This window comes from Paenibacillus sp. FSL H3-0333, from assembly GCF_038002805.1.
Lineage (GTDB): Bacteria > Bacillota > Bacilli > Paenibacillales > Paenibacillaceae > Paenibacillus_AQ > Paenibacillus_AQ silagei.
On sequence record NZ_JBBODG010000001.1, the window covers coordinates 5,045,410 to 5,064,487 of the forward strand.

Annotated in this window: 17 protein-coding genes; 7 read left to right on the top strand and 10 right to left on the bottom strand. The window is 52.9% G+C overall.

All coding sequences use genetic code 11. The features are described from left to right. Window positions 1–150 precede the first annotated feature (150 nt). Both MHH78_RS22620 and ftsW read left to right on the top strand, forming a co-directional pair. Window positions 151–498, top strand: a complete 348-nt coding sequence (locus tag MHH78_RS22620; protein ID WP_339313925.1) for a YugN family protein — start codon at window positions 151–153, stop codon at window positions 496–498. Continuing rightward, window positions 495–1,763, top strand: a complete 1,269-nt coding sequence (ftsW, locus tag MHH78_RS22625; protein WP_341168874.1) for a putative lipid II flippase FtsW — start codon at window positions 495–497, stop codon at window positions 1,761–1,763. Before MHH78_RS22620 ends, ftsW begins: the two co-directional genes overlap by 4 nt. Window positions 1,764–1,861: 98 nt before the next feature. Here the strand turns inward: ftsW and MHH78_RS22630 are convergent, their stop codons facing one another. Continuing rightward, window positions 1,862–2,227, bottom strand: a complete 366-nt coding sequence (locus MHH78_RS22630; RefSeq protein ID WP_036695005.1) for an Asp23/Gls24 family envelope stress response protein — start codon at window positions 2,225–2,227, stop codon at window positions 1,862–1,864. Between the two features lie 154 nt (window positions 2,228–2,381). On the opposite strand from MHH78_RS22630, the gene cax reads away from it, so the two are divergent. Next, a complete protein-coding gene (cax, locus tag MHH78_RS22635) occupies window positions 2,382–3,452 on the top strand; it encodes a calcium/proton exchanger (protein WP_341168875.1) in 1,071 nt (356 codons plus the stop codon). A 144-nt stretch (window positions 3,453–3,596) separates the two neighbouring features. Here the strand turns inward: cax and MHH78_RS22640 are convergent, their stop codons facing one another. The 5 genes from MHH78_RS22640 to MHH78_RS22660 form a co-directional block, all read right to left on the bottom strand. Further along, window positions 3,597–3,899 carry a YlaN family protein gene (locus tag MHH78_RS22640; protein WP_036695007.1) on the bottom strand — a complete coding sequence of 101 codons (303 nt, stop codon included), beginning with the start codon at window positions 3,897–3,899 and terminating at the stop codon, window positions 3,597–3,599. A gap of 181 nt (window positions 3,900–4,080) precedes the next feature. Then, complete coding sequence (locus MHH78_RS22645; protein WP_036695008.1) at window positions 4,081–4,323, bottom strand: HPr family phosphocarrier protein; 243 nt, start codon at window positions 4,321–4,323, stop codon at window positions 4,081–4,083. A gap of 139 nt (window positions 4,324–4,462) precedes the next feature. Beyond that, entirely contained in the window at window positions 4,463–5,578 is a 1,116-nt protein-coding gene (locus MHH78_RS22650; protein ID WP_341168876.1) for an aminopeptidase, read from the bottom strand. Between the two features lie 97 nt (window positions 5,579–5,675). Next, window positions 5,676–6,539: a hypothetical protein gene (locus MHH78_RS22655; RefSeq protein ID WP_341168877.1), complete on the bottom strand. Its 864-nt coding sequence runs from the start codon at window positions 6,537–6,539 to the stop codon at window positions 5,676–5,678. A gap of 134 nt (window positions 6,540–6,673) precedes the next feature. After that, entirely contained in the window at window positions 6,674–8,680 is a 2,007-nt protein-coding gene (locus MHH78_RS22660; protein WP_341168878.1) for a sensor domain-containing diguanylate cyclase, read from the bottom strand. 474 nt (window positions 8,681–9,154) lie between these two features. Between MHH78_RS22660 and rpsD the strand changes: the two genes are divergently transcribed. Next, the gene (rpsD, locus tag MHH78_RS22665; RefSeq protein WP_036729464.1) at window positions 9,155–9,754 is read left to right on the top strand and encodes a 30S ribosomal protein S4; all 600 of its coding nucleotides are present in this window, start codon (window positions 9,155–9,157) and stop codon (window positions 9,752–9,754) included. A gap of 325 nt (window positions 9,755–10,079) precedes the next feature. Then, window positions 10,080–13,064: a transglycosylase domain-containing protein gene (locus MHH78_RS22670; protein WP_341168879.1), complete on the top strand. Its 2,985-nt coding sequence runs from the start codon at window positions 10,080–10,082 to the stop codon at window positions 13,062–13,064. Between the two features lie 78 nt (window positions 13,065–13,142). Here MHH78_RS22670 and acsA read toward each other — a convergent pair whose 3' ends face one another. Beyond that, window positions 13,143–14,867 carry an acetate--CoA ligase gene (gene acsA / locus MHH78_RS22675; protein WP_341168880.1) on the bottom strand — a complete coding sequence of 575 codons (1,725 nt, stop codon included), beginning with the start codon at window positions 14,865–14,867 and terminating at the stop codon, window positions 13,143–13,145. A gap of 160 nt (window positions 14,868–15,027) precedes the next feature. Between acsA and MHH78_RS22680 the strand changes: the two genes are divergently transcribed. Next, a complete protein-coding gene (locus tag MHH78_RS22680) occupies window positions 15,028–15,660 on the top strand; it encodes a GNAT family N-acetyltransferase (protein ID WP_036729471.1) in 633 nt (210 codons plus the stop codon). A 21-nt stretch (window positions 15,661–15,681) separates the two neighbouring features. Here MHH78_RS22680 and MHH78_RS22685 read toward each other — a convergent pair whose 3' ends face one another. From MHH78_RS22685 to MHH78_RS22695, 3 genes are all read right to left on the bottom strand, one after another. Further along, complete coding sequence (locus tag MHH78_RS22685; protein ID WP_076074323.1) at window positions 15,682–16,377, bottom strand: 5'-methylthioadenosine/adenosylhomocysteine nucleosidase; 696 nt, start codon at window positions 16,375–16,377, stop codon at window positions 15,682–15,684. 94 nt (window positions 16,378–16,471) lie between these two features. Then, window positions 16,472–17,482: a catabolite control protein A gene (gene ccpA / locus MHH78_RS22690; RefSeq protein WP_036695017.1), complete on the bottom strand. Its 1,011-nt coding sequence runs from the start codon at window positions 17,480–17,482 to the stop codon at window positions 16,472–16,474. 318 nt (window positions 17,483–17,800) lie between these two features. Beyond that, window positions 17,801–18,256 (bottom strand): hypothetical protein, encoded by a 456-nt coding sequence (locus MHH78_RS22695; protein WP_341168881.1) that lies wholly within the window; start codon window positions 18,254–18,256, stop codon window positions 17,801–17,803. A gap of 214 nt (window positions 18,257–18,470) precedes the next feature. Between MHH78_RS22695 and MHH78_RS22700 the strand changes: the two genes are divergently transcribed. Then, window positions 18,471–18,995 carry a type 1 glutamine amidotransferase domain-containing protein gene (locus tag MHH78_RS22700; RefSeq protein ID WP_036729480.1) on the top strand — a complete coding sequence of 175 codons (525 nt, stop codon included), beginning with the start codon at window positions 18,471–18,473 and terminating at the stop codon, window positions 18,993–18,995. Window positions 18,996–19,078: the final 83 nt, after the last annotated feature.

Consider the following 19,078-nt stretch of genomic DNA (forward strand, 5'->3'; position numbering starts at 1 on the left):
CTTTTATTGTAGCAGAAACGCAAAAAAGTGGGTATTAATCAGCCTGTTCTACCTTGCACAACCCCGGGAAACAGACTATCATGAGGAAGAACAATAACAAATTTTAATTACAAATGAATCATTATACTTCATTAAGGGGAGTTGTGCGCTATGATATTTGAGAACACGGGCCTCGAAGGACTGAAGAGCGACCTTCTTTATCTCGACGAGAGTGCAGCAAGGGCAGGATTCATCAGATGGCAATGGGAATACTACCGCGCGACTTATGACTGCAAGATCGAAGACCGCAAGGACGGCGGCGAATACTTCCTGCGCATTAATACCCGTGCTGTGGAGGGGAAGCTGGAGAAGGCGGACGCGGTACTGGCGATTGAAGCCGTCTATCTGGGCAAGGCCACATTCCCCCACGGGCTGGAATATGAATCCCCGGTGCCTCAGCCGGTGCTTGAGGTAGCCCGGAAACATATCAATGAATTGAAAGCGCTGCTGGAAGTTTGAGTGCCGCGAAGGGAAAGACGGCCTCCAAAGCCCGCCCGCCCAAAAGAGGAACGCCCGATTTCCAGCTGCTTATTCTCACCCTGCTGTTCGTGGGCTTCGGCCTGCTGATGGTGTTCAGCTCCAGTTCCAGCTTAACCCTTGCCAGTGAGAAATACAGCAATAATGCATTTTTCTTCGTCAAAAAACAACTGATCTGGGCTGTGCTGGGCAGCTTCATCATGTTCGTGGTAATGAATATCCACTACAGCAAATTCAAGAAATGGTATGCCCCGATCTTCGTGATTACACTCGTCCTGCTGCTGTTCGTAGCAACCACCGAGGGGATTAACGGCGCCAAGAGCTGGATGAGTATCGGAACCCTTGGGATTCAGCCTACCGAGCTGGCCAAGATCTCTATCATTCTCTACCTGGCTGCCCTGATCACCAAAAAAGGCGAGCGCCTGCGCGATTTGCGGACAGGGTATATCCCGGTCATGGTTATCGTCGGCATCGTAGCCGGACTGATTATGCTCCAGCCGGACTTCGGCTCCTGTATGATTCTTGTCGCAACCAGCGGACTGATCATCTATGCCGGCGGCGCCAGTATGAAGCACATTATGGGCTCGATAGGCCTACTGATTCTGGGCGTGGCTCTCGTCTGGGGAGCCAAGACCGCCATTGACTCCCTGTCGCCGCAGACCGAGAAGGCTGAGATTAAGCAGGATTACCGTCAGGGCCGTATTGAAGCCTTCCTTGATCCGGAGAAAGATGCCTCGGGCAACGGCTATCATATCATGCAATCCCTTATCGCCCTAGGCGAAGGCGGAACACAAGGCTCCGGGTTTGGTAAGAGCATCCAAAAGCTTCACTACCTTCCTTATCCTTACACTGACTTTATATTTTCCGTCATCGGTGAGGAGCTCGGCTTCGTGGGAACAGCCTTGTTCCTGCTGCTCTATCTGTATTTTATCTGGAGAGGGATTCTGATTTCACTGCGGTGTACCGATCCCTTCGGCACCCTGGTCGGCATCGGAATCATGGGGCTCATCGCCATTCAGGCCTTCATCAATATCGGCGGTGTGACCAATACCATTCCGCTTACAGGGGTTACACTGCCCTTTATCAGCTACGGCGGCTCCTCGCTGCTTGTCACCATGCTCTGCATGGGGATCATGCTCAGCATCTCACGGGAGACCAACCGTCCGGCCAAGGAGGAAGTGGTGAAGTCTGTGACTACGGTCAGACAGGTACGCAACAACAGAAGTGCTGGCACCCGCGCACGCTAAGAGGCTACCTACATACAAAAGAGGGTTGAGCCAAGTAGAAAGGCAGTCCGGAATATATTCCGGACTGCCTTTTGCATGGATGCCTAATATAATTGTGCTTAAGAAATCTCGTCGTTCTTGAAGGCTACGCCTTCGACCTTAACGTTAACCTCTACGATGTGAAGCCCGGTCATACTCTCCACAGCCTCGCGGACATTCTGCTGAAGCATGCGGCACACTTCATGAATCGGCGTTTCGTACAGTACGATGATGCGTAAGTCTACTGCAGCTTCCAATTGGCCAACTTCGACAGTAACACCCTTTTGCACGTTCTTGCCGCTCAGGCGCTTTGCCCAGCCCTCTGACAAACCGCCAGACATGGCTGCAATTCCGGGAGTCTCAAGCGCGGCCAGGCCGGCAATTTTTGAGACAACGTCATTCGATATCCGTATATTACCCAATTCCAGTTGAAGCTGTTCTGCCATGCCATATCCCCCCTACTCTCATTATCAATTATTGTAATTCCAAAGCGGCCTAAAAAGCAAATGACTTTCTCTCACCCCCGTTTACAGTCAGGAACAATTTGGGTATATTGATTATGAATTCAACCTACATATAGAGACTGGAGAGTGCTTAACCTTGAAAAAATGGATCTCACCGGCGCTGCTGGTCATCAGCTTCATCCTCAGCGCCATAGGGCATTACGCGAACTGGGATCATACCCTTCAGTTCATATTGTCTGCCGTTTCGGTCATCTTCGTGGCCGGTTTCCTCGGCCGGGCCACCGAGAGTGTAGCCCACTACGCCGGACAGCGGCTTGGAGGGTTCCTGAACGCAACCTTCGGCAATGCGGCCGAGCTGATCATCGCCTTCTTCCTGGTCAAGGAAGGACTGTTTGACATGGTCAAAGCGAGTCTGACCGGCTCCATCATCGGCAACCTGCTGCTCGTTCTCGGACTCAGTATTTTTGCCGGGGGCTTGAAGTTCAAGGTTCAGAACTTCAATGTCACACTCGCCGGTCTGAACGGCTCACTGATGATCGTTGCGGTTATCGCCCTGTTCGTCCCCGCCATGTTCTTCAACACGCATTCCATCACCGAGAAAGACACCAATGTGCTTAGCCTTGTCGTTGCCGGACTCCTGATTGCCGCCTACCTCGCCTGGCTGGTCTTCTCCATGATCACACACAAGAAATACCTGGCGGATGTTACGGACGATTCTGCGGAAGAGCTGCCGAATGAGCATGCTCCTGTCTGGTCCCGGAACCGTTCAATCCTCTACCTGGTCCTTGCCACAGTCATGGTCGCCTTCGTCAGTGAGTGGCTGGTCGGCACGCTGGAGACTCTCACCGAACGCTTCGGCTTCAGTGAGCTGTTCGTCGGCGCATTCCTTGTAGCGATTATCGGTAACGCCGCAGAACACAGCGCTGCCATTATGCTCGCCATGAAGAACAAGATCGGCGCCGCAGTCGAGATCGCCGTAGGCAGCAGTCTGCAGATTGCCCTGTTCGTCGCCCCTGTGCTGATCTTCGCCAGTTACTTCATGGGCAACACCATGTCGATTGTCTTCACCACGATTGAGATTGTAGCGATTGCCGTATCGGTGTTCATCGCCAAATCGATTATTCAGGACGGCGCAACCAACTGGTACGAAGGTCTCCTGCTGCTGGCGGTCTATTTGATTCTCGGGGTATCGTTCTATCTGGTCTGAAACTCAAAACTTATAAATAATTGTAAAAAAACGCACATGATCGACCCCCGGGTCTTTCATGTGCGTTTTGTTGAAAATATAAGAATTAAACGGTTCCGTCCTTTAACAAGGACGGCAAAGCCGTTTCCACTTGATGACCGGGACTTACATCTCCCGTTCCTCAGCCTTCTTGTTCAGTGCCTCGTATAGTACAGCCAAATTACGTTCCAGCTTGCTCAGCACCTGCTTGCCGGTAAGCTCCGGCACCAGCCCCGCTCTGACCGCAAAATCGACCTCTCTGGAGAAGCCGTACATCTGGGTATCCAGCACTTCCTCATAGAGAGGGCAGTAACGGGTTGCCAAATTCTCCATCTGTACTTCAATGAGCTTCTGAATTTTATCGGCATCTTCTTGAAGAAGATTGATTGCTTTGATATTGAGCTGTTCCTGCAAATCCGATGAAGTCATGCATTTTCCCCCCCATGTCCAAAAGTTACAGCAGCGATTGCTTATTATTCTTAATATTAGTCGAAATTAGGACCTAATACAAGATTTCAGTTTGGGTTATTCCTGAAGTTCCTGCAAAATCACCTGGTTCCACAGCAAAGACGCCCAGCCGCAAGGCCGGACGTCTGAGAAGAAACTGGAATTACTCTGCTACTACTGTAAAATTCAAATTGTGTTTGGCGAAAACTTCACTCATGGCTTTCTTGGCTTCCTCGGCATCTGTGCCATGTACATGCAGCTCATAGCTTTGGCTGGATACCAGGGTGGTGAACAAGCCCAGGATGCTCTTCACATCAATGTACTTGTTGTCCGCTTGAAGAACGATAGATGAATTAAATTGGCTTGCTGTCTGTGCAATATCCACGATTGCCGCATTGTTGGACATAGGAATCCCTCCGCAACTTGATTATATACTTATGTTCACTTGTTACCAATTCCATGATACATTGAATCCGCTTACTCACGCAAGGTGTTTCTTGGAAACCGGCCTTTACGTTCGTTTGGAATCCCGCTTTTGTACCATTTTATTTCAGGTTATCCGGATTCAGACCTTCCAGCTCCGGCACCACAAAAATTCCGTCCTTACGGATCAGCACATCGTCGAAGTAAATTTCGCCGCCGCCGTAATCAGGACGCTGAATCAGCACGAGGTCCCAGTGAATGGACGAACGGTTGCCGTTGTCCGTCACATCATACGCCTGGCCCGGTGTGAAGTGCAGACTGCCGGCAATTTTCTCATCGAACAGAATATCCTTCATCGGATGCAGAATATAAGGGTTGAAGCCGATGGCGAACTCACCGATATGACGCGCCCCGTCGTCGGAATCCAGAATTTCATTCAACCGCGCGGTATCATTGCTGGAAGCCTCTACGATCCGGCCGTTCTCGAACGTAAACTTCACATTCTCGAAGGTCACCCCGTTATAGATCGATGCGGCATTATAGCTGATCGTTCCATTCACGGAATCCCGGACAGGAGCGCTGTACACTTCTCCGTCCGGGATATTTTTCTGGCCGGAGCATTTCTCCGCCCCGATTCCCTTGATGGAGAATGTAAGGTCTGTTCCGGGACCGGATATACGCACCTTGTCGGTTCTGCGCATAAGCTCAGCCAGTGAATCCTGGGCCTTATCCATTTTGGCATAATCCAGGTTGCAGACTGCGAAGTAAAAGTCCTCGAAGGCCTCAGTGCTCGTGTTGGCGAGCTGAGCCATACTGGCGTTAGGATAACGCAGCACCACCCATTTGGTGTGCTTGACGCGCTGCTCGCTATGTACCGGGTGGGAATACAGGGAGTTGTAGAGCTTCATGTTCTCTTCCGGCACATCGGACAGATCATTGACATTCTCACCTGCACGGATGCCGATATAGCAGTCCATCTGCTTCATCCGGTTCAGGTCGATCTCCGCCCAGGTCTTGATGCCTTCAGGTGTTGCATATTTGAGCATACTGCGCAGAACAGTGCGGTCGGTCAGTTGCACAAATGCACGGCCTCCGGCCTTCCCCACTTCCTCCACAACGGCTTTGATCAAATCTCGTTCACTGCCGATCATTTCGACGAGCACATTCTCGCCGGGCTGTACGTTTACGGAGTAACCTACAAGGTTCGCCGCAAGCTTTTGAATCCGGGGATCATTCATCTGTCTCTCTCTTCCTTCCTCTTGCTGAAAATAAACATACCGTTATATTGTAGCACGCCTGTCATAGAGCGCAAGCCATCTGCGGGAAGGGAACCGCTCACTGATAACCATAGAAATCCACCTGCGTAATGTAGGCTTCTTCCGTGGTCGCACCGGCCTTGCCGGGGTAGGTTAGGGTGCGGTTCAAGGTCAGCCGGGTGGGCAGATTCCGCTTCGGGTCAACCTTAAGATAATATACTGTGCGGATATCCGCCTGGTTCAGCCTCTGCTGCAGCTCTGTCTGCTTCTGTTCCCACAGTGCGGTCTTAGCCGCAAGTGCCTTAGCCTGAGTGTCAGCAGGCGCAGCAGCGCTTATTCTGGCAGCCGGCTTGATTGCCTGCATCTTCTGCGCAAGCTCTGCCGAGAGCTGTCTGCGCGCCTCCTCTGCCGTTAATTCAATCCGCAGGACCCGTGTCCCTCTGGCGCTGCCCGCTTCCTCCGTCACCTTCTTGCCCATCTTCTCCAGCTCCTCCAGCTGACGCAGCGGATTCAGCGCCTCCAGGGGATTACTGCCGCCCAAGGCCGGAGAGGCCTGCTTCATCGTCCATTTCCCGTCCTCCTTCACCATCCGGGTATAGTAGACGGGCGCATCTCCGGAGCCCTGCTCCAGAGAATGCGGACCGGACTCCGCCGCAGAAGCGGGATGTCCGCCGTCCGGCAGGAGCGAATAGAGGCTGACCCGGTTATGATCTGCTACCTTTCCCCCATAGTAGAGCGAGGATTCCGGGATCGTTTTCCCGTCGATCAGCAGGGCAGCCGCCCCTTCAAAGGACACCCCGTCAGTGCCATCCATCCCCGCCATTACCAGATTCAAATCCTCCGCAGCCGGTTTGTCCTTCACACCCGCGCACCCGCTGAATGCAAGGCTGGAGAGCATCAGCAGGGCAAGAATTCCCGTGCGGACGCATCGTAAGTTCATCATGGCCATCAAGCCCTTTCCGCAAGAAAGTAGAGTGTACCTGTATTCTACCTAGGGTCTCCCTGAATGCAGGGCTTATACGCCGGATGACGCCCCTTCACAAAGCAGGGCTTTTGCACAAAAAAAATCCTTAAGGCCTAAGCCCAAGGATTCTTCGAATTATTCTCTACGGTTTTGTTATCGATCACTACCTGGTTGCGCCCGTTGTTCTTGGCTTCGTAGAGCGCCATATCCGCCCGGTAAAAGAGAGATTCGACACTGACCCGGTCATCGGTCCAGCTCCACTCGGCGACTCCGCAGGACACGGTCACACGCGGCTCTGTCTCTCCCATCACACGCTTGCGGATACGCTCCCCTACGAATACGGCCTGCTGTACCCCAAGCTGAGGCAGATAGACTGCAAGCTCTTCCCCGCCCCATCTGGCGGCGACATCCCCCTGGCGGATCGAGGTCTTCACGATGTCGCTGACCTGCTTCAGGATTTTGTCCCCCTTCTGATGTCCATAGGTGTCGTTCACCATCTTGAACTGGTCAATGTCCACCACGATCAGGGTCCCGCAAAAATCACTCGACTGCCGCTGCTTAATCTCTTCATCCAGATAGTGGCGGGCAAAAAGTCCGGTCAGCGTATCCCGGTTCGCCAGGCGGTGCACCTCGGCATGAAGCCTCGCATTTCCGACAGCCAGCCCGATATGGCCGGCCATCGCCTGCAGCAGCCGGTAGCTGTCATAGGTGAAGAAGTGGGCCTGCTTATGGGCCAGCATAATGGCTCCACGCACCTCTCCCCCCACATTCAGCGGAGTAGCGATCAGCGACTGTGAGCCGGTAGCATCCATCAGCGTCGAGGTCTGCCCCGCAGCATACTTGTAATCGGACAGCAGCAGCGGCTCTCCCGTAGCGTAAACCTTACCGCCGAGTCCCTGACTGCCATCCAATATTTCACCCAGCAGCGGCAGATAATTGCAGGCGATTACCTCAAGCCCGCCGCGCTCTTCATTCCTATGGAGGATACAGCAATAATCCGCCTCGAACATTGCCAGCAGCTCTTCAAAGGCAAACTGGAAAATATCGCCGAGCCTGAGGCTCTGATTCAGCCGCTGGGTAAGCTCATTGCTCATGCGCAGCTCCCTGATCAGCTGGTTGGAGCGTTCATACAGCTTCGCATTCTCAAAGGCGGTACCGGCGGTATCCGCGACCATGGTCAGGAAGCTAAGATCCAGCTCATGGAAGGACGCCTTGTCCATAATCATATGAAATACACCGTATACCCCCTGCTTGCCGCCGAGCGGAAGCCCTACCTCAACAGTCCCGTTCTCATCACGCCCGGCATGAAGCGTGACCCGCCCATCCTTGAAGGCACGGTCACAGACATCATTGCCTGCCCATGTCAGCGGAAGCGGCTTGACCTGAGGATGCGTGCTGCGGTGGTCCTGGGACATGAACAAATCAAGCCGCGCCCCCGGATACATCGCAGCGATACTGTCAATGACCTCCGTCAGCACGGCATCTACATCAATGTTGTCATGCATACGCTGGACAATCTGAAAAAGCAGCGAACGGCGGCTGCCCTCACGCTCGGCATGCAGGTGAATTCCCGCAAGATCCGAGACAAACACATGCTCAAACCGGTGATAAAAGCAGGTCTGGAAATGCATCGACATGGCCTCAGCCGTATGCTTCCCGCCCGACTCGTACTGCTCAGCAGGCATCCTGCAGCCAAGCACGGCAAAGATTTCCCGGTGCCCGCGCGTAAATACCGGCAAAGCCAGAAGGGTATAGGCTTGTCCTTCCTCCAGAACCTCGGCGGCATACATCCCGCCTGTCTGCAGGCAGATTCCCGCCGCTTCTTCCCACTCTGCTCTCCAGCGCCCCTGCCGGAATTCAGAGCCGGGTTCAATCCAATCACCTTCATAATTCAGCACACACCAGCTCCAGGCCTTCGCGAAGGAGGGGACACCCTGTCCTTGCCATTCCCTGAAGCTCTCGGCAATCAAGCTGGCGGCGTAGGGGAAATCGTGAGACACGATATCTGTCTCCTTCAGCCAGGCGGCGGGATCTACATCTTCTCCGCCGGATTGCCTCATGTCCTGTAACAGCATACGGCTGTCCCTATCCTTATGGCCGTATGCCTCCTGCTCTGACATAAAGAGGACCTCCTTTGCATCTTCAATCAGGCCAGACCGGAGTACGCCCCCTGATTCTATAGTAGAGACAGTACCAATCCAGCGTAAATATAGTCAGGATATTTGAAATCACAGTTTTCCGATAACATCCAATTAGTTATATTTTACTCCCTTTCTTGAGGTATTGCATTATATTTTCCGCAAAACCGGGATTTTTTTTAGGACCAAAGAACTAACGACAAACATAGACAAAAACTCTTTTAAGTTGCGCTTGACTTTGACTGTCATTTTCATATAATATTTATTGTTGAACAAGACTGTAACAAGTCTTATTGGGCGTAACGTTGTGTCACCCTCTACGCATTTCGTTACTGCCAGGGCAGCGGCTGAACTTCCCTCGGCAGTGTGAAACCATTTAACGCTTTCACGGATACGAATTGCGGCGCAAATAGGCCCTACAATAAATTTTTTTCATTAAAAGGAGTCTACTATAATATGGCACGTTACACCGGACCTAAATTCAAACTCAGCCGTCGTCTGGGCATTTCCCTTAGCGGTACAGGCAAAGACCTGAAACGCCCTTTCCCACCAGGACAGCACGGCGCTAACCAACGCAGAAAAGTAAGTAACTACGGAATGCAGCTTTTGGAAAAACAAAAACTGCGTCACATGTACGGCCTGGGCGAAAAGCAGTTTAAAACTCTTTTCACTAAGGCACAAAAGCTCCAGGGTATTGCGGGCGAAAACTTCATGTTCCTGCTCGAAAGCCGCCTGGACAACCTGGTTTACCGTCTTGGATTCGCTAACTCCCGTGCAGGCGCACGTCAGTTGGTATCCCACGGCCACGTAACCGTTAACGGCAAAAAAGTCGACATCGCTTCTTACCGTGTAAGCATTGGCGACGTTATCGGACTCCGCGAAAGAAGCCGCGCTATGACTTCGATCAAGGAAGCTCTCGAGAACCGTAACCACCTTCCGGCTTACCTGGAATATGCTGACGGATCGTTCGAAGGCAAATACATCCGTTTGCCAGAACGTGCTGAGCTGTCCCAGGATATCGATGAGAAGCAAATCGTCGAATTCTACAACCGTTAAGATTCGCTTACAGCGGAATCTGATCAAAGCTCCCGGATTTCTATCCGGGAGCTTTTTTTATGATAAGAATGTATATGTTTTGGGGCCCCCGCAAAGTTTTTGGGTCATCATCGCAAGTGGAAACGGCTTTGCCGTCCTTTTTAGAGGACGGTACCGTTTCAACGAGAAATAGAAGGATAATTTATCGTGTGCAACATATAAAGTCTTATATTTAAGCTGAAGTCCCCACTTTGTGGGGTTATTTTAAAAATCCTCTCCGGCAGAAGCGCATTCAAAATCGCCAAATTGTGCTATAATAGTTCCGTTAAAAGGAGGATTATCGTCGATGGTTGAGGAGAAGAAAAAGAAGACCGCAAAACAGCGTCCACCGCGCAGATCCTGGCTCCGCAGGTTCGGTTCAGTTGTGAAGTGGATGTTCATACTCGGTATACTCGGCTGCCTGTTCGCCGGCGGCGCTGTAGCCGGCTACGTCACTTCAATAGTGAAGGACGACCCGGTCCGGCCCGAAGAACTAATCCAGCAGCAGGTTGGGCTGAACGCCATTACCGGCTTTGCCTATTTCAGTGACGGACAGCCGATTGGCCAGCTCCGCACAGAAGAAGACCGCAGACTTATTGAATTCAACGATATTCCGCAGCTTGTGATTGATGCCGTTCTCGCTATAGAGGACAATAATTTCTACAATCATAAAGGGGTGGATTTCAGCGGCACCCTGCGGGCCGTCAAGCAAAAGGTACTGAATGAATCCGTTCAGACCGGGGGCAGTACCCTTACCCAGCAGCTTGCACGGCGCGTGTTCCTGAACCTGGACCGCACGGAAGACCGCAAGGTGAAGGAAATCCTGCTCTCCCTGCGGCTGGAACGTTTCTTGTCCAAGCAGGAGATTTTAACGGCTTATTTAAATAAGGTTCCTTTCGGGAACGGTTCCAACGGCTATAATGTATTTGGTATCAAGGCCGCCGCCAAAGGCATCTTCGGCCTGGATGATCTGGAGAAGCTGAATGTGGCCCAGGCGGCGTATCTCGCCGGCTTGCCGCAGCTCCCTTCCAAGTATTCTGCGTTCAACGGCGTAGGCGAATTCAACGAGACGGCCTTCGGCCGGGCGATGGACCGCCAGAAGCTGGTCTTACGGCGGATGCTGGAGGAGAACAAGATTACCACTTCCCAATACGACGAGGCGCTGCTCTTCGACATCAAGAGCTCTCTTGCACCGCATACGAAGAAGGCCTATGCCACCTTCCCTTATCTCATGATGGAGACCGAACGCAAAGCGTCCGAGATCCTGCTGAAGCTGAACCAGGGCACGGCAGACAAGGCAGCCGCTGCTACCGATTCCGCCCAGCTGCTGGAGGAAGCCCGCCAGCAGCTCATGACCGGCGGCTACCGGGTGTACACCACCATAGACAAGAAAGTGTACAGTGCGATGCACAGTGTCTCGGATGACAGCAGCAATTTCACCAAGGACAGCAAGGCTAGAGGCAAGGAACAGACAGCCGGCATGATGATCAACAATAAGACCGGCGCGATTCTCGGCATGATCGAAGGGCGCGATTTCAACATCGAGCAGATGAACTATGCCACCCAGATGATCCGCCAGCCCGGCTCTACCATGAAGCCGATTGCAGCGTACCTGCCTGCACTGGATGCAGGGCTCATTCAGCCTGCCGGCATTCTGGATGATGCGCCGATTGTCATGAAGGACGGAGGCAAAGGCTACCACATTCCCAAGAACGCCAACAACCGTTATCAGGGTCTGGTTACCGCCCGTTATGCCCTGAACAAATCCCTGAACCTTCCGGCCTTGAAGCTGTTCAATGACAAGGTGGGCATTGAGAAGGCCTGGGCCTTCTCCAAGAAGCTGGGGATTACCACCATCCAGGACAATGACTATAGCGCTCAGACCGGGGTTATCGGGGGGCTGCGTTACGGGGTATCCGTGGAAGAGCTGACCAACGCCTACTCCTCCATCGGTAACGGCGGCGCCTTCACTGATGCTTATATGATCGAGAAGATCGTGGACAGTCAGGGCAAAATCGTCTACCAGCATAAAGTTAACCCGGAACAGGTCTTCTCCAAGCAGACCGCTTATCTGATGACGGATATGCTGCGTACCGTAATTACTGACGGAACTGCAACTACAGTGAAGAGGAACTACAAGCATTTCAAGGAAGTTCCGATTGTCGGCAAAACCGGCTCCACCCAGAACTACGGGGATGTCTGGTTCATGGGCTATTCCCCGGATGTCACTCTTGGAATTTGGGTGGGCTACAAAGAGCAGATCAATACCCTTCAGGGGGATACGCAGAAGCGTCAGGCGCAGACCCTGTGGACCAAGGTAATGAATACAGTGATTGACAAGCGTCCCGAGCTGTTCACCACGAAGGAATTCGCCCAGCCGGAAGGCATCGTCAAGGCAACAGTCTCGGCATACAGCGGCAAGAAGCCTTCCAAGCTGACGGACAGATTCACAACGGATCTGTTCAACGCGAAATTTGTTCCTAAGGAGAGCGATGACGGAATCTCCAATGCCAGATACATCACTTATAACGGGGTGAACTACATCCCTCTGGAAGGAACTCCTGAGGATTTCTTGAAGGAGAAAATCGTAGTCAAGCGCGAAAAGCCGATTCAGGAGCTGGTCAAAGAGCTGCTGGCCGCCTTCCCGGCGATGAAATCGCATGAGTCACTATCGTACTACATGCCGCAGGATGCCAAAACCGACTATCCGACCGAGGTCGATCCGCGGGTCGATGACGGCAACGGGCCAAGTGCTCCCGGTGAAGTCATGGTCTCCTACAGTACAGGCAAGGCTGTAGTTACCTTCACTCCAAGCGGTTCGCCGGATGTTGTCGGCTACCGCCTCTACCGTTCCCTGAACGGCGGATCTTTCCAGAAGCAGGCTGTTCTCGCGGCTGGAGAGAGCACCGTCTTCAGGCCGGGTACTCCGGCAGGCGCTAATGCTACCTTCTATGTGGCTGCCGTGGACGTAGCCGGACATGAGACTGCTTCCGGCAGTGTGGCTGGCGGCATTAAGCCTACACCTGAGCCGACACCAACTCCGCAACAGACGCCGGACGCTGAGCCGACACCGGACGCCGGAATCATCCCTGACAGTACGGAAGACCCTGGCATGATCATTGTTCAGCCGCCTGCTGTGGATACTTCTACTCCATTAGGCGGTACCAATGCTGGCGGCGGGAATGCCGCTGGGAATACCGGCGGGAAGCCTGCAGGCAATGCCAACGGGAATACGGGCGGGAATGCCGGAGGCAGTACCGCTACTAACGCACCAGGCAACTCCGGACGTTAAGCTCATCAGGCAGACTTCAGTAAAAGCTTCAAAAGCCCGTTCCCCGGGATAAGGGGAACGGGCTTTTTTTTATTCTGCCTAGTCTTCGATGGTAGACAGATCGCCTGCCGGAAGATGCAGCTCCCAGGCCTTCAGTACACGGCGCATAATTTTACCGGACCGGGTCTTGGGCAGCTTATCCTTGAACTCGATTTCGCGCGGTGCAGCATGGGCAGACAAGCCCGCTTTGACAAATGCCGCGATCTCTTCCTTCAGCTCAGCAGTTGGACTGTATCCATCCCGCAGCGAGATGAAGGCCTTGATGATCTCTCCGCGCATGACATCCGGCTTGCCGATTACCCCTGCCTCCGCGACAGCCGGATGCTCCACCAGCTTGCTCTCGACCTCGAAGGGTCCGATCCGCTCCCCGGAGGAATTGATCACATCATCAATCCGGCCCTGAAACCAGAAATAACCGTCTTCATCCATGTACGCCGAGTCCCCAGAGATATACCATCCGGGAATTCGGAAGTATTCATCGTATTTAGCCTGGTTATTCCACACTTTGGCCATCATAGACGGCCAGGGAGTGCGGATGGCCAGATTACCCATGGAATACGGCGGCAGTACGTTGCCGCGGTCATCAAGGATAGCTGCTTCAATCCCCGGCAGCGGCCGTCCCATGGAGCCGGGTTTGATGTCCATTCCCGGGTAGTTGCAGATGAGCTGCGCTCCCGTCTCGGTCATCCACCACGTATCATGAATCCGCTGCTGATAGATTTTATCGCCCCAGCGCACGACCTCCGGGTTCAGCGGCTCGCCGACAGACAGCACATGGCGCAGACTGCTGAGATCGATCCCCTCCAGCGTCTCCTTGCCAGCCCCCATCAGCATCCGGAAAGCCGTGGGCGCACTGTACCATACCGTCACCCCGAAGCGCTCGATCGTCTTATACCAATCCAGCGGACTGAAGCGGCCTCCCCGGACTACATTGGCTACTCCATTCAGCCAGGGAGCAAAAATTCCGTAAGAGGTTCCGGTCACCCAACCCGGATCGGCCGTGCACCAGTACACATCATCCGGCCGCAGGTCCAGAACTACCTTGCCTGTATAATAGTGCTGGATCATGGCTCTCTGCACATGGTAGATGCCTTTGGGCTTCCCGGTGGAGCCGGAGGTATAATGCATAATCAGACCATCCTCCAGGCTCAGCCATTCCGGTTCCAGCTCGGCGGAGGCATCAGCCATTTCCGCTTCATAGCTCAGCAACCCCGCATCCTCATCAGCAGAGGCTCCGACTACAAAAATATGGCGCAATCCGGGGAGCTGCTCCCGCTTCACCCGGTGCAGCAGCTCCGGCGTGGTCACCAGCGCCACCGCTCCGCTGTCCTCCAGACGGTCCTTGACCGCCGTCTCCATGAATGCCTCGAACAGCGGACCTGCCACTGCTCCCGTCTTCAGAATGCCAAGCAAGCTGAAATACAGCTCCGGAGTACGCGGCATGAAGATGAACACCCGGTCGCCTTTTCCGATTTCGTATTTGCGCAGCACATTACCGAACTTATTCGAGCGTTCCCGCAAGTCAGCGAAGGTGTAACGCTCCTCGCGCACCGCATCGCTGTAGATCAGTGCCGTAGCAGCCCCCCGCCCCTCTTCGACATGACGGTCTATAGCTTCATATGCCATATTCACCTTACCGGTCCCATGCCAGGAGAAGCTGCGCTCGACATCCTCCCACCGGAATTCATCAACTGCCCGGGAATAATCCTCCATATTCGAATGCTGCACCCGGCCCGGTAAAATTTCGCCTTGAACTTGCCCCATTACTCTTGCCTCCCCTACTGGTTTGCTTTAAGCTTTAAGGGTACCCTCTAATTCTATTAATTCCGTCAATGCTCTAAATGTGAATATTCCGTGTCGGAATCAGTATATCACAGGAAGCGGTTACATTCCATATTATAGTGAACTGGAAGGGAGCCCAAGCATGGAGCACCATAAAATCCCTGTATCCCATACCATAGGGCATCAAGGCCGGCTGATTTCTGTCCGAGGACCCTTATCTCCCGAAACGCTCCAGACCTTAAGCATGCACCGCGATCTGGACGCCTTCCGTAAGCCGCAGGAGCAGCTTGAAGCCTTGATCGAGATATCTGGCTTACCCGAAGGACGCATCGTAGCAGCAGTGGTCTCAGACGTTATCGTGGGCTATGTTACTTTTCATTATCCGGATGAACTGGAGTTATGGTCTCAGGGCGGGATGGAGGATCTGATTGAGCTGGGAGCCATCGAAGTGGCTGACGAGTATCGCGGAAGCGGGCTTGCGAAGCTGCTGGTTTCAAGCGCTTTTGAAAAGGGACAACTGGAGAACTGCATCGTATTCACAACCGAATATTATTGGCACTGGGACCTCAAGGGGAGCGGTCTTAATGTATGGGAGTACCGCCAGATGATGGAGAAGCTGATGAAGACGGTAGATATGGTGTGGTATGCCACCGATGACCCGGAGATCTGCTCGCATCCGGCGAATTGCCTCATGGTCCGCATGGGCCAGGATGTGCCGCTGTCCTCCCGCGAGACCTTCGACCGTGTGCGCTTCAGACAGCGGTTTATGTATTAATTCAGGCGGCCTGCCTGCAGGTTACATAGCCTTAAGCATATGCTCCAGAATGGCATGGGAATGCTGCGAGGCCGTTACGGTGAACTCACTGTAATTCACATGGGCTGAGCCGTCGGCTTTGTCCGACATTGAACGTACGATTACAAAAGGGATCCCGTTCATATGGCAGACTTGGGCGACCGCCGCACCCTCCATCTCTGCACAGGCCCCGTCCATCTGCTCACGCAGCATAGCTACTGACGCCCTGCTGGCAATGAATTGATCCCCGGACAGCACAATACCTGTTACAGACTTCTTCTCCAGCTCTAGACAGGCCTCTTCTGCTAACTTCACCAGCAGCGGATCTGCCTGGAAAACGGAGATCTCCTGATACGGAATCACTCCTCTGGCATAACCGAGCGCTGTAACATCCATATCATGCTGAATACAGGATGACGAAATAACAATATCCCCGATGTTCAGCTCAGGGTGCAGCGCCCCGGCCACACCAGTGAACAGCACCTGCTCCACGCCGAAGCTGTCCAGCAGAATCTGTGTGGTTACTGCGGCGTTCACCTTCCCTACCCCTGATTTGCAGACTACAGCTGCCTTCCCGAACACTGTCCCTGCATAAAAGGTAATTCCGGCCTTCACCGTGGTCTGCCGATTCTCCATCTCTTCCAGCAGCAGCTTGATTTCTTCATCCATTGCGCCAATCAGACCCAAAACTCCGCTCATTCCATATCCCCCTCGAACTTTGTGTCCGCAAACATAAAAAGCTCCCGAAGGAGCTTCTAAAGAAACCTATGTTCACGAGCTAAACGTACTGAACTTATTTATTGACATGGTTGACAGACAGACGAAGAATGGTCTCATGCGGCAAAATAACCCGCGGATTCTCAACTGTCTCCTTCTTCATCAGTTTCGTCAGCAGTCTCATCGCTACAGCACCGAGATCATACATCGGCTGTGCTACAGTAGTGAGGAGCGGACGAACCATTGAAGCCATCCGGATGTTGTCTACACTGATAATCGAGAAGTCATCCGGCACCTTAAGGCCTTCATCCTGAATACTGTGAATGGCGCCAATCGCCATCTCATCGGTAGCAGCAAAGATAGCCGTCGGCTTCTTCTTCAGACCCAGGAAGTACTTCATGGCTTCGACACCGGATTCGTAACGATAGTTACCGATGCGTACCAGATCCTCCTGATACTCGATACCTGCCGCCTCCAGCGCCTTCTTGTAGCCGTGGAAGCGGGCATAGCCGTTCGCAGGGTCCTGCAGCGTACCGCTGATCATTGCGATCTCGCGGTGTCCGTGGCGGATCAGCGTATTCACTGCATCAAATGCAGCCGTCTCATGGTCGATATCCACGGAAGGATACGTTCCCTTCTCATCGCGGGTCGCACAGAGCACGATAGGCACAGCAGAGGTCTGGAACGCCTGAATATGCTCTTCCGTAACGGTTCCGCCCATGAACAGCAGCCCGTCCACCTGCTTCTCGAGCAGTGTGTTAATGACACGAATCTCCTTCTCTTTACGCTTGTCAGCGTTACAGAGAATAATGTTGTAGTGATACATATTGGCAATATCTTCAATCCCGCGTGCAATTTCCGCAAAAATCGAGTTTGAGATATCAGGGATAACAACCCCTACGGTTGTCGTTTTCTTGCTGGCGAGACCTCTCGCCACCGCATTCGGACGATAGCCCAAACGCTCAATCGCTTCAAAAACCTTCTTCCGGGTCTGCGGTTTCACGTTGGGGTTATTATTCACAACCCGTGATACCGTAGCCATAGATACGCCTGCTTCTCGAGCTACATCGTAAATGGTTACCGTCAAATTACTCTCTCCATTGCGATAAATTTTATCGTTCGACTAATTAAAATTATGATACGACACTTTGTACAATTGTGCAATGATAACGCTTCATTTTCCTTTCAAAATTTCTTTCAAAGGTTGAAACGCCAGTCCTGGCGCGGCTTTGACGCCTTCCGCCAATTCCTGATTCTCCAATAGCTTCCAGTGGAAAGCCCTTAAAATTTCAAGAATTCTGTATGCTTTCTCTATCGTATCAAAAAGCGCGTGAAAAATCCAACATTCGTTGAAAGTTTTTCATTGTTTTTGCAGACTTTTTTTCAAAATGTCAAAAAATGCTCTTTATTTGGCACTTTCTGCCGAATGAGCCGTCAACTGGGAGAGCCGCAGGCCGATCTCTTCCATCCACTTCTTGTCGGACAGATCCGCCGCCGTGCGGTATACATCCAGCAGCAGATCAATCCGGCTTTGCATAGCCTTGCGGATAGCCTCCTCCAGTTCCGGCAAGCCGCCGGCAAACAGGCCCGATGCAAAGGTATCCTTCAGCACACTGGCCCACTCATTACGGTCCGCAAAGGACAAATTCAGCTTGCCCGCAGGGCGCTCTCCAAGCTCCCGGATCAGCAGACCCAGGTCACGCTTAATAACCGGCAGGGGCTCATAACGGGCGCATTGCCCGCAGGTATATACAGGGACATGAGTAATTTTGATCTTCGCACTATAAATCAGCGTGTGCATATGTATGGTCATGATCCCGCCGCAGCCACAAGACTTCTTCATTAATTGTTCGTTATACATCTCCCACACCTCAGAATGATCTTTTAAAAACGCATAGCTTTGCCTTTTCCCTCTCTAGTATTCGACTTCATCCCCCTGAATCCCTGCAAGTTTGCATATAATGTTTTAATTGGCAATAGTCTTAGGAATTTCCATATCGAAAAGTGACTTCAACTGTCTCTTTTGATAGAATGACATAGATATAAGGAAGTTAAGCCGAAGGGAGCTGTACAGAATGAGACTGTCTGGTAAAAAAGTCATTGCGCTGGTGGACGATGAGTTTGAAGATCTTGAGCTGTGGTATCCCGTATACCGCGTGCGTGAGGAAGGGGCGGAGGTACATCTGGCCGGCCTTGAGAAGGGCAAGACGTATGTCGGTAAATATGGCGTACCTGCCACCGCTGAATACAGCTGGGACGAGCTGAAGGCTGCCGATTATGACGGCATCCTCGTTCCCGGAGGCTGGGCACCCGACAAAATCCGCCGCTACAGCGCAGTACTGAAGCTGGTGCAGGATTTCAATACTGCGAAGAAGCCGATTGGCCAGATCTGCCATGCCGGCTGGGTCTTAATCTCCGCCAAAATTCTCGAAGGTGTAACGGTCACCTCCACGCCGGGCATCCGTGACGATATGGAGAATGCCGGAGCCATCTGGAAGGACGAGCCGCTCGTCCAGGACGGACACATCATCTCCGCCCGCCGCCCGCCGGACCTGCCGCCTTACGGCAAAGCGTTCTGCGATGCGCTTGCCGGTGAGTAGCAGGCAGTTAATATCTAGAGTAGACAATAAGCCCTGCCCTGTCGTCTGACAGGGTTCAGGGCTTGTTGCCGCTTTTAGAGGAA